Here is a 12,398-nt window from a genome sequence, read left to right as displayed (position 1 = left end):
GTAGGACCATATTTATTGTAAAAATCATATTTCTCCAGGTAACGGTTAGCCAGTTCTGCTCTGCAAACCTCCCCTGCGGCTATAATACGACGCAGACTATTAGGCTCTGACAGACTGATACTTTCCAAAAACGAAGGCGTAGCGTGCAGGTGCGTAACCTGGTGGTTATGCAAATAAGAATTCAACAGTGCCTGATCTGTAATTACCTCTTTTTTAACTAATACTAAACCTGCTCCGCTTAACAATGCCAGCCAGATCTGCTCAACTGAAGCATCAAAACTGATTGTCGAGAATTGAAGGATACGGTCAGTATTGTCTATTTTAAATAAGTTCAGCTGGCTTTGAATATAATTAACCAGGGAAACGTTGTTCACTATCACTCCCTTAGGCTTTCCGCTACTTCCTGAAGTATAAATGATATAAAGCAGGTCCTCGGCTTCACTCACCAGAGTACCTTTTAAACTATCTCCTGTTTTAGCCTCAGCAATATCCAGCACTGGAATATGATCCTGATAAATACCCGAATAAGCTGAGGAAGTTAACAGAAACCCTGAACCACTGTCTGTTAACATATAAAGAATACGCTCCTGTGGTAAAATGCTGTCAATCGGCACATAAATACCACCCGCTTTTAGAATACCTAAAATCCCGATAATCATATCAGGTGAACGTTCAAGCAGTAGTCCGATCACTGTTCCGCGAGCAACTCCCCGACCTGCTAAAAACAAACTTAACTGATCTGACTGCTCATCAAGTTCCTGGTAGCTCAATACCTGATCCTCAAAAACCAGAGCTACTGCATCCGGGCTTTGCAAAACCTGTGCTTCAAACAACTGAACAATTGTCTGGTTAGCAGAATAAGCAGGTATTGCACCTGTCCCCAGTTCCAGTAAACGCGAACGCTCAGCTGGAACAAGCAAACCAATTTCACTTAACCTGATATCCGGTGCAGCTAAAACCTGCCCGACAATGTGTTTAAAATAAGTTGCAAAACGACTGATTGTCGTCTCCTTAAACAGTTCTGCTGAATAAGCAAAACTCAGATCCAGTTTACCCGAATCTTCAATTGCAGCAAGAGTCAGATCAAACTTTGAACTCATTTTCTGCTGCTGATAAGGATTCAGCATTAAATCTGGAATGACTAATTCTTCGCGCTCAAAATTTTCATAAGAAAACATGAACTCGATCAATGGACTACGCCCCAGATTACGGGGAAGATTCAGTTCATCTACCAGATCCTCGTACTGAAAATCCTGATGGTCAAAACACGATAGCGTACGTGAATTCACTTCAGCAATGAAATCCTGGAAAACCAGCTTTCCTAAAGGATAATTACGCAAGGCAAGCGTATTGACAAACATCCCGATCATCCCATCAAGATCTGCATGACGACGACCGGCGATCGGTGTACCGACCACCACATCCTCGCTTCTGCTCAAACGTCCAAGAAGGATCGTATAAACCGATAGCAAAACTGCATATAAAGTTGCGCTATGCTGTTCACCTAAATAGCGAAGCGAAGCTGTAGTCTGTTTGTCCAGCTCAAAACTGTAACTTTTATTTTGATTTCCAGCCTGTTTAGGACGTGTATAATCTAAAGGAAGATCAAGCGTTTCAGGAAGATCCTGATACTCCGAAAGCCAGAAAGATTTTTGTTTAGCCATCCGATCCTGTTCAGCAGTACTTTGCTGCCATTCTGCATACTCCTTGTACTGTAAACCCGGAGCAGGTAAATCTTCTCCGGCATATAAAGCCATAAAATCACGAATTAAAATTTCCTGAGAAGCTTCGTCAGCAATGATGTGATGCATATCCACCATCAAAAGCGAATCTCCTCCAGGCACATGAACCAGCCCCACCCGCAGTAAAGGACCTTGTCCCAGGTCAAAAGGCCGGATAAAACTTTCCATCACCCCTGCAACTTCTTCCTGCCGCGCCTGGTAATCCGTAATCGAAAAACCTGAACCATCACCAATTACCTGAAATGGTTCATCCCCGATCATCACTATCGTACTCCTGAGTACCTCATGTCGACCGATTAAAGCCTGGAAAGCATCAACCAAACGTTCCCTATCCATTTCTCCACTGAGCCAGGCCGCACGCGGCATATTATAAGCCAGTGAATCCCGGTCAAATTCATACAGAAAATATAACCGCTTTTGGGCAGAAGACAGTACATAATGGGCTTTCTCAACAGCCAAAGGAATAGCAGTATAAACCGGTCCAAATGCCATTTCAAGGATACAAGCAGATAAACTACGGATATCCTGGTGGCTGAATATTGTCTTTAAAGATACCTCTGTACCAGTTTTTTTCCAAATTCTGTTGATCAGGATCATGGCTTTCAGCGAATGTCCTCCCAGATCAAAAAAGCTTTTGCTCACACTGATTTTATCCCGATCTATTTTTAGGATCTCAGACCAGATACCAACAAGTATATGCTCCATTTTACTGGATGGCGCCTCATACTCATCCTCTGTAGCCAGCACTACCTCTGGAAGTGCCCGGCGATCTACTTTCCCATTTGCTGTTAGCGGAAATGCCGATAAATGAACATAATAAGAAGGGAGCATATAATCAGGAAGTAAATTCTGGAGGTATTCCCTGATTATAGAAACAGATATAGCTTTTTCTGCTACATAATATCCAACCAGATATTTATCAATATCATCTTCCTTAACAATTACTAATGCATCTGATACCTTTTTATGTTCCAGCAAACGACTTTCTATCTCTCCAAGCTCAATCCGGTAACCACGGATCTTAACCTGGTGATCGATACGGCCAATATACTCCAGCTCTCCATTAACCTGCTGACGACAAAGATCTCCGGTACGGTAAAGACGTTCCTCTAAATTATAAGGATTTTGTATAAAACGGGCTTTGGTAAGTTCATCACGGTTCAAATATCCACGGGAAACCCCTGCACCTCCGACATAGAGCTCGCCACTTACTCCCTGAGGAACTAAACGTTGATACCGGTCAAAAATATAGGTTGAAAGTGTTGGGATAGGAACCCCAATATTACTCACATTTTCAAGGATTTCCTGCTCACCAATTAATTTATAAGTTACATGTACTGTTGTTTCGGTAATACCAAACATATTAACCAGCTTTATATCAGGATATTTCTTATACCAACTAGCTAATTTCAAAGGTTTTAATGCCTCACCACCAAAAATAATATACCTCAGTTTCAGTGCACCGGATGATAATCCGGACAATGATTCTGCCTCATCCAGATTATAAAATGCAGAAGGAGTCTGATTGAGTATTGTCACTCCATGAGAGACCAGTAAGTCTAAGTAAGCACCAGAATCACGTGCTATCATTTTTGGAATTATAATCAGTTTACCACCAAATAAAAGGGCACCGTATATCTCCCAAACACTAAAATCGAAATAAGGATTATGAAACATCGTCCACACATCAGAAGCGCCAAAATCAAATAATGGGGAATCGTGAAAAAACAAACGGACTACATTCCGATGTTCTACCAGTACACCTTTAGGATAACCTGTAGTACCAGAAGTATAAATTACATAACAGAGATCCTGAGCTGAATTAACCGGTTCAATAGCTTCATCGCTAATGGAATCCCGGTTAATTAATTCCTGAACAGTCAGTGCTTTAACAGGATAAACTTCATTGTGGCCAGTAACAGTTACAAGAAGAAGAAGTGCCTTACTGTCCTCCAGCATGTAGTGTATCCGATCCTGAGGATAATCCAGGTCCATAGGAAGATAGGCTCCTCCGGCTTTGAGAATACCTAACATCCCAATCACCGTTTCTTGTGTACGGCCGGTTAACAAACCAACAATACTTTCGCGCCCCACACCTTCTGCACGTAAAGCACGTGCAAGGCGGTTACTTAAGCTATCCAAAACACGATAACTCAGCTCAGCTCCCTGATCAACAAGCGCAATACGATCGGGATGAAGTAGCACCTGTTCCTCAAAATAATTAACAACTGTACGTTCTTCAGGATAAGAAACCCGGGAATTATCCTGGTTTAAAAATTGGTCCTTCTCTCTGTCTGATAAAATATCTATATCAGCAATACGAATATCATTATCAATGATAATAGCACTGATAATACGCTGAAAATAAGCTCCGAAACGACTGATTGAAGACTCACTGAAAAGTGCTGTAGGATAAACTAAATTTAAATATAAACTTCCGGAATGCGTTGAGGCAAACAAAGACAAATCAATTTTAGAGATCCCTGCTCTCTGCTTGTAAAAAGATAAATCTAATTCAGGAATAGATGAGAAATCTGTCTCAAAATTCTCATAAGAAAATGCAGCCTCAAAAAGTGGGTTTCTGCCGGTGTCACGTGGAAGCTTCAGTTCATCGATCAGGTCTTCATATTGAAAATCCTGATGGTCAAAAAAAGACACTGTACGTGAATTCACTTCAGTAAGAAAATCACGAAAAACAAGCTGCCCTGAAGGATAATTCCGCAGTGCAAGCATATTGATAAAAGCACCAGTAATTCCTTCCGGACCAGCATGACGACGACCAGTTACAGATACACCAACCACTACATCCTCACGGTTACTCAACCGACTCAACAAAATAGTATAAGCAGATAATAAAACGGTAAATATCGTTGCTCCATTTATTTCTCCCAGGCGTCGGATTGAGCTTGTTGTCTGTTCATCCACCTCAAAACTGTGACTTTCATATTGATCATCCGTCTGTTTATTACGCATATAATCTAAAGGAAGGTCAAGCGCTTCAGGAAGATCCTGATACGCTGATATCCAGAAAGACTTTTGCTTTGCTATATGATCCTGTTCTAACAAAGAACTATTGACATTTTTAAGTCTTTCAATAAAAGAAATCAGATCAGCGCTATTGTTATTAACCTCATCCAAAAGCGCTTCACACTCTAAACCCTCTGGAATTTTCAATTTGATCTGATTATTTAAAACATCAATACTGATATTTTTAGCTCTTAATTTAGATAGGATATCTTCCATATTAAATAATTATTTCGTTTTTACTTTTTATCAACGCATCAGTAACATACAGACTTGGATCACCAGCTATCAATCAGATTTTTTCATGAAATCAAGTGGCTTCCAATGTCTTTACATGACAAAAGCGGATCAAAATCCGGGAGAATGTGAGATTGAAGATTTTATACTTACAGATTTATAAGTCCTGATAGATTTCCTTTAACTGAGGTCTATCATAACTATAGAAGAGTTCCTTCTCTCCAAATAATCTTTCTGCAATAATGTTTTTGTTTTTGCAATATTCGACTAGCATATCCGACTGGACAATGGGATGAGATGTTGCAGTATATTTTATACTGCTTATAAACTCCAGCCACGGCTCCTGTCCCATAGCATAAACATAAGCCTCTTTTGGATTAAAAATATTGATGAGATGCATACCTCTTTCACAATCACAGCCCGAAAGTCTTCTCGACTGATCATTCTCTCTCGATACTTTCTCTGTAAGCAATGGACCGTATAACCATGATAATGGAGCTCCGTCACATTCCATTCCTAGAAAAATAACATCTACATTTCCTATAATACCATGTATATGCTCATAAATTTTTGCTTCCAGAATTCTGGAATCTGCAACAAAAAGAAAAGTGAATTTATCAATAGCTACATGAAAACATGCTTTTGATTTGATGTTCAGATCGCTGTGTTCACCAGTAAAAGGAAGCCCGGTAATTTTAACATTTTTCAACTGAATTTCCTCCATCTCATCTATTTCTATGACATTATTGAACCCTGCACTCTTAAACATTAATTTAAGATTAGGATCTTGTAATGCACCACTTGAAGTCCTTGGAACAACTATATTCTTGATTTTATGGCGTAAAGGCAATAAGGTTTCAAATAAAATATGATCCTGATGATTATGTGTAATTAATACATAATCGATCACATCAGGAATGTCTACATCAGAAAAATGAGCAACGCTGGATTCATATCCATAATAACTGATTACAGGATCAGTAAGAATACAAACATCTTCTGTTTCTATCAAAATACATGCATGTCCAAAATAACGCATTCTTGCCTTTGAACCTTTATATTTTTCATATGGCTGACAAGGCTCACTGGTAAAGAAAGAATTAAACAATTCACGGTCTTTAATATCGACACCAAATACCTGAGCTATTTCATCAATAGAACCAGGCACTCTTTTCATCTTACTTAATAAATCAATACCCGGATGATCAAATGGGATATCAAGATGTAAAACCCCGGGTTCATCAAGGCGGGGAGTACTCAGACAAAAAGGTCGTTCATCATTTGAAGTTGACCACAGAGCGATACTTTGAGAAGATTTATTAAAAAACTCACTTTGATAAAGTAATGGCTCAAAAAAACGAAAAGAAGGATTACTATTTAAATCATAAACCAATTCAACATATCCTTTGAGAATCTCCGGTACCTTTTGATATAAAGGCTCTAATGAACCTCCGCTAACATTAGACTTCAGCATATCGTCCAGCTCTTGAACAGCCTCTGCAAATAAAATCAATTTACTTTGACTTTCCAGAGTCTTTGCTTTCAATAGAGCAATATCTTCAACTCTTTCTATAGGAAAATCCATAAAAGGGCCACCAAGCATCTTTGGGTTTTTGACAGCTGCCTCATGCATTTTTGGAGACTGAAGATATGAATTGATAATTTTCAAATGTCTTCCAACAATGTTCATTGCACTTGTAGCAGGAGAGATCAAATGTGGCCAGGCATACCATCTGTCAAATAACGGCTCTATGACCACATTAGGTTTTAATAAAAATTTTTCCATATCAATGCTTATTCTAGGTTTAATAGGTTATTAATTAAAGAAGAGCTATGCTTTATGAGCAGACTTTAAAGAAATATTAAATCATTATCTTATAGAAATGATTTAAATAAAAATATGATCAGATGATGTATGAAATTGTAAAATTGAATCAGGTCCATTTTACACAAAAGGTTAGAGCTCTGCTAAAAGCAGTCACAAGAACAACTTCGATAAAGCCAATGAATGTTACGGCAAACAAGAACCGCAACTATTTTCTCATTTAAAACAATTATAATTTATTAAAATGTAAAAAACAAGATTTTCAACATATTTAATATCATTTACAACAACTAGAATTTCAATATTTACTTTTTTTTCCTAATTAACGCAAATTATATTAACCTAATATTAAATTGAAAATACAAATCCATTAAGCATATCAATTAAATCACAGAACTAATTCACGGTACACTAAACATTTAAACCAATTAATCTATCGCAACACACCCATTTTCAACAAAAAAAACCAAGTGTATATTGAGTAAAGCTCAATCGCCAATTTTAATACTGAAAAGAAAAAAATATATTTATTGATCAGGTATTAAATTTCTGCTGATAATTTTCCTTATCTGCCCAGCGTTTCGCCATCTATCTGCGTATTTGATTGTATAGCCATTCAAAGGAATTGCATGTAATAAATATGAGAGCCTTAATTAAAACGTTAAAAAAGACCTTCCCTATTGATAAATTCTTCTTCCACAGATCCTATTCACAGGAAGGAGAAGATATGATCTATAGATCCTGCTTCGAGAACCGTAAAAATTATAAAGGATTTTATATTGATGTGGGTGCTCATCATCCATACCGATTTTCAAACACCATACATTTCTATCAGAATGGCTGGAAGGGAATCAATATTGAACCCACGCCAGGTGCAATCAAACTGTTTAATATATTCCGCCACAGGGATATCAATCTTAATATTGGAATAGATATTACGGCCGGTATACTCCCATTTTATTGTTTCAATGAACCTGCATTGAATAGTTTTGACAAAGACATCTCAACTGCCAGATCAGCAACGAATACAAAATACAAGATCACCAATGTTATCAATGTCAAAACTATGCCTCTTGGAGAAGTTTTAGCTACTCATTTACCCGAAGGACAAACCATAGATTTTCTGAATATTGACGCCGAAGGTTTTGATCTGGAAGTTCTTAAATCCAACAATTGGGAAAAATACATACCCCTGTTTATTATTGTAGAGGTAGGAATAGACATCCAGAATCTGGCAGATTCAGAGCTATACAATTATCTTCTGGCAAGAAATTATGAGATGGTTGCTAAAACAAACCGCACTTCATTCTTCAAACTAAAACCTGTCTCTTAAACGCATTATTTTCTAAACTTATAACGAAGCCCTAACTGGAAGGATCCATAATATTGCTCATATCCGCCTAAAGTATTACTAAATTTATAAGGGCTGAGATTTCGCAAATACTTGCCTTCAATATAGAATTGATTGAAACGAACACTTATACCACCAGTAATACCCAGGTTTACCTTATTCACCTTGGTATAGCTCAAAGTAGAGTCTACCCCGCTGTGACGGGCCGAATCCAGGTATTGAGTAGAAGGCAACTGAGCTTTGTTAAGTTCAGAATGAATAGTGGCATTTGACTGGCTCAGTGGAAAACTAATCACTGGGCCTGCATTTACACTAATTGTGTTGGAGAGTCTGTATTCAAATGTTAACGGAACATTTAAAATCATCACCTTTCTCCTGTCTGCAACCTTATAATTAGATAAACTATCCCATAAAATATGACTGGGTTTGGTTATATAGCTTCCTGAAAACACAGTTGATGTATTTAACCGGATACCCACATTTAACAGCAAGCGTGTTCCAAAAGCATATGATCCAAAAGCGCCCACATAAAAACTACTATTTTTACCAGCATTCCATCCACTTTCCAATCCAAAATCATAATCAGGAGTAGTCATTATCTCTTTTATTTTCGGAGAGCCACTAAGCTTTCTTTTTTTTGATACCGCAACTTTAGAAGCCTTATTCTTATCATCAATAGAATTTGCACCAGCATGATCCTTTATTTTTTGTCCGGCAGCTTTATCATTGGTTGTTAAATTACTGCTCTTCTGTTCGTCTGATACTTTCCTGTTTACAGCTAATCCAGTATTTTCTTTAGTCAAACCGGCATTTTCTTTAGCTAATCCGGTATTTTCCTTAGTTAATCCAGCATTTTCCTTAGCTAATGCCTCATTTACGTATAATATTTCCCGACGATTACCAGATTGGCCATTTACATTTACAGGGGAATCAATATCACTTTTACCTTTCGAAATAACACTTGTGTTTAAACTGGCAGACCTGTGGTCAGCCCGATGAATTTCACCCTGAACTTCTGCCCTGCTTACTGGTAAATCACTTATTGATAAAACACTATTTCTGAGAGTATCAGTGCTTTTCAAAGAGTCAGGAAAGACCTGAACTGCTTTACTATTGATTGTATCAATTGATAAATGGGATTGTTGCTCTTTTTTAATCACAACTTCCTTAGGCTTAATAACTATGGGCACAACAATATAGGTGGTTACACCAATTGCTGCTGCAACAGGAAGCGCATAACCAAGCAGCGAGGCCAATTTAGCAACAAAAGGTTTTGTTGTTGCCGCAGTACCAGAACCGCCATGACCACCACCATGACTAACAGGCATCTGCGCATCCAGCATATCTTTCATACCAGCCCATGCAGAACCAGCATCCTCCTTTAAAGGAAGTTTGGATAGCTTTTTAAGCCAGATTTTATAATACCAAGCTGAGTTTCTCATGTTATCTTGTTATTATCAGTCGGTTGATCAATACGCCCATTTGAAGAGGTGAGCATTCCTCTTAGCATTTTTTTGCCTTCCGAAAGATGCCATCTCGAAGTGCTTTCCTTAATATTTAGTTGTTCCCCGATTTCTCCATGTGAATATCCTTCAATTACCGAAAGATTAAAGACAAGCCTGGTCGCATCCGGCAACTGACGGATACATTTTAAAAGATCCTCTGCATAAAGTTTATTCAGTACTGCCGGAAGAATAAAAATATCTTCAGCTTCTTCCAAAACATTAGTTTCCTTACTAAACCTGATTTCCTTTCGTCCAAGATCAATACAAGTTCTTACGATAATTGTTCTTATCCAGCCCCCCAGCTCACCTTTTTTCTCATCAAATGTACCTATATGCTGAAATACCTTTAAAAATCCGGTATTTAGTGCTTCTTTCGACAGTTCATCAGATTTCAGATAGCGATAGCATAACCGCAGCATATCACCATAAAAGAGTTTATACAACCCTTCCTGAGCAGCTCGTTCATTAGCCTTGCAACCTTTGATCAGTTTGGAATGTTGCTTAGCAAATAGGTTCATTAAAATAAATAGGTAATCTGATACACATACTTTTCACTAGCACTACGCAGCAATCAGACTAAACGTTGGGTAGATAATCAAATTATTTATGAAAATAATTATAATCCGGTTATTGCTGATCAAATATAACACAAGATTACGCAAACGTTTGCCCAATATTAAATAAGGCTGGTTTTAAGGGAAATCACTAGATTGAAAAACATTGTTATTCAGAAATAAATACTGCGAATCTATCTATAAGAATTATTATACTAATTTAAAAAAAGATGAAAAGAACCTGTTTAGGTATATTAATAACAGTATTATCCTGTTTGTCTGTCTTTGCTCAGCAAAAACGCCCCAACGTTATTATTATCTATGCCGATGACCTTGGTTATGGAGATGTGAGCTGTTATGGTGCTAAAAGAATCAATACGCCTCATATAGATCAGTTAGCAAAAAAAGGACTTAAATTCACGAATGCACATACCACAAGTTCGACCTGTACACCTTCCCGTTTTTCCATTCTGACAGGTGTATATGCATGGCGTAAAAAAGGGACAGGGATAGCTCCCGGAAATGCAGCTTTATTAATTGACACAGCACAAATCACACTGGCAAAAATATTTAAACAAAGCGGATATATGACCTCTGCTATTGGCAAATGGCATCTTGGTTTAGGTAGTAAGGGTGGTCCAGACTGGAATGGTGAAATTAAGCCAGGGCCACAAGAGTTAGGTTTTGACCGCTCATACATCATACCAGCAACACTGGATAGGGTACCCTGTGTGATTGTAGACAATCATCGGGTAGAAAATCTGGATCCAAAAGATCCTATTACAGTAGATTATCATCAAAAAACCGGGGATTGGGCTACAGGCAAAGACCATCCCGAACTATTGACGATGAAATCTTCAAATGGTCATGACAATACAATCATTAATGGTATTGGCCGTATTGGTTACATGACCGGAGGTAAGGCGGCTTTATGGGACGATTATACTTTAACTGAGAAACTAACCACTCAGGCAGAAAGCTTTATTGCAAAAAACAAAGCAAATCCTTTTTTCATGTACTTCGCCTCCCCAAATATTCATGTTCCCAGAACACCAAATAAAATATTCGCAGGCAAAAGTGGAATGGGACCACGTGGTGATGTTATTTTAGAATTTGACTGGAGTGTTGGCCGTATCATGAGAACGCTGGACAGCCTTGGACTAACTAAAAATACAATCATTGTTTTAAGTAGCGACAACGGCCCTGTTGTAGACGATGGTTATCAGGATGAAGCACAATCTCTGCTTGGCGGACACAAACCAGCAGGTCCCTTAAGAGGCGGAAAGTACAGTGCCTTTGACGGAGGGACCCGCGTTCCGTTTATTGTAAGCTGGCCATCAGTTATAAAAAGAGGAACGAGTGATGCATTGATCAGTCAGGTAGATTTAGTCCGGTCTTTTGCTGGTCTTTTGAATAAAAAACTTAAGACAGAACAAGCTTATGATAGTTTTGATATGCTCAGTCAGCTTTTAGGAAAATCAGCAAACAACCGCCCTTACTTAATTGAGGATGCTGCCGGATTAGGGATAATTGCAGACAACTGGAAATATATTGAACCCAATCAAGGGGCAGTTTATGATTATTCCACTAAAACTGAATTGGGTAATCATAAAGAACCGCAGTTATATGATTTATCATCAGATATAGGCGAACGCAGAAACCTTGCCTCACAATATCCAGGTAAAGTGAAATTGTTATCCCAAAAATTACAACAGATCAAAGATGAACACGGTTATCATTTATGATCAGGCTGATCGGGTATTACTTTTCATCCGGATGTGCCTGTCCACGATGACAAGTAATACAGTTTACAGCAAGAAGTGCCTTAGGTCCGTCAACATCTTTAACATGAAAGTATTTCTTGTTAATCCGGTTAGTCATCTTCATCATTGACCTGGCAATTTCCTTTTCCGGTTTAGCATCACTGGCAAAATCCAGATGTTTAGGATCATCCTTACTGGCTGCATGACAAAAATTACATTTGACACCCAGGGCAACCTTAAATCCATCCATAACCTTATCCAGATCCTCAGCGCTGATATCCCTGGGAAGCACCTTAAGGTTACTGGCTTTTTTATCTTCTTTGGGCATAAACCCACTCAACATAATCACAGTCCCTAATAACGCTGAAAGCGTAACAATAGCTTTATATCTCATGAG

Annotated in this window: 7 protein-coding genes; 2 read left to right on the top strand and 5 right to left on the bottom strand. The window is 38.2% G+C overall.

Annotated elements, in window-relative coordinates; translation table 11 throughout:
- Together HDE68_RS17620 and HDE68_RS17615 are read right to left on the bottom strand one after the other, a co-directional pair.
- A partial coding sequence (locus HDE68_RS17620; protein ID WP_183883524.1) for a non-ribosomal peptide synthetase occupies positions 1-4,985 on the bottom strand: 4,985 nt, incomplete at its 3' end.
- A 175-nt stretch (positions 4,986-5,160) separates the two neighbouring features.
- Positions 5,161-6,789 (bottom strand): MBL fold metallo-hydrolase, encoded by a 1,629-nt coding sequence (locus tag HDE68_RS17615; RefSeq protein WP_183883523.1) that lies wholly within the window; start codon positions 6,787-6,789, stop codon positions 5,161-5,163.
- 679 nt (positions 6,790-7,468) lie between these two features.
- Between HDE68_RS17615 and HDE68_RS17610 the strand changes: the two genes are divergently transcribed.
- Positions 7,469-8,161 carry an FkbM family methyltransferase gene (locus tag HDE68_RS17610; RefSeq protein WP_183883522.1) on the top strand — a complete coding sequence of 231 codons (693 nt, stop codon included), beginning with the start codon at positions 7,469-7,471 and terminating at the stop codon, positions 8,159-8,161.
- Between the two features lie 5 nt (positions 8,162-8,166).
- Here HDE68_RS17610 and HDE68_RS17605 read toward each other — a convergent pair whose 3' ends face one another.
- Together HDE68_RS17605 and HDE68_RS17600 are read right to left on the bottom strand one after the other, a co-directional pair.
- Entirely contained in the window at positions 8,167-9,621 is a 1,455-nt protein-coding gene (locus HDE68_RS17605) for an outer membrane beta-barrel protein (RefSeq protein ID WP_183883521.1), read from the bottom strand.
- A complete protein-coding gene (locus tag HDE68_RS17600) occupies positions 9,618-10,202 on the bottom strand; it encodes an RNA polymerase sigma factor (protein WP_183883520.1) in 585 nt (194 codons plus the stop codon). Before HDE68_RS17600 ends, HDE68_RS17605 begins: the two co-directional genes overlap by 4 nt.
- A 266-nt stretch (positions 10,203-10,468) precedes the next feature.
- On the opposite strand from HDE68_RS17600, the gene HDE68_RS17595 reads away from it, so the two are divergent.
- A complete protein-coding gene (locus HDE68_RS17595; protein WP_183883519.1) occupies positions 10,469-11,983 on the top strand; it encodes a sulfatase family protein in 1,515 nt (504 codons plus the stop codon).
- A gap of 16 nt (positions 11,984-11,999) precedes the next feature.
- Here the strand turns inward: HDE68_RS17595 and HDE68_RS17590 are convergent, their stop codons facing one another.
- A complete protein-coding gene (locus tag HDE68_RS17590) occupies positions 12,000-12,395 on the bottom strand; it encodes a c-type cytochrome (RefSeq protein WP_183883518.1) in 396 nt (131 codons plus the stop codon).
- Positions 12,396-12,398: the final 3 nt, after the last annotated feature.

Source organism: Pedobacter cryoconitis (assembly GCF_014200605.1).
In the GTDB taxonomy this organism is placed as follows: Bacteria; Bacteroidota; Bacteroidia; order Sphingobacteriales; family Sphingobacteriaceae; genus Pedobacter; species Pedobacter cryoconitis_B.
Note: the sequence above shows the minus strand (reverse complement) of the source record. Positions and strands in the feature narration are given on the sequence as shown.

Bases quoted from the DNA above. Each gene is read 5' to 3' on its own strand.
- HDE68_RS17595 (WP_183883519.1), top strand. From the start codon at position 10,469: ATGAAAAGAACCTGTTTAGGTATATTAATAACAGTATTATCCTGTTTG.
- HDE68_RS17600 (WP_183883520.1), bottom strand. From the start codon at position 10,202: ATGAACCTATTTGCTAAGCAACATTCCAAACTGATCAAAGGTTGCAAG.
- HDE68_RS17610 (WP_183883522.1), top strand. From the start codon at position 7,469: ATGAGAGCCTTAATTAAAACGTTAAAAAAGACCTTCCCTATTGATAAA.
- HDE68_RS17590 (WP_183883518.1), bottom strand. From the start codon at position 12,395: ATGAGATATAAAGCTATTGTTACGCTTTCAGCGTTATTAGGGACTGTG.
- HDE68_RS17605 (WP_183883521.1), bottom strand. From the start codon at position 9,621: ATGAGAAACTCAGCTTGGTATTATAAAATCTGGCTTAAAAAGCTATCC.
- HDE68_RS17615 (WP_183883523.1), bottom strand. From the start codon at position 6,789: ATGGAAAAATTTTTATTAAAACCTAATGTGGTCATAGAGCCGTTATTT.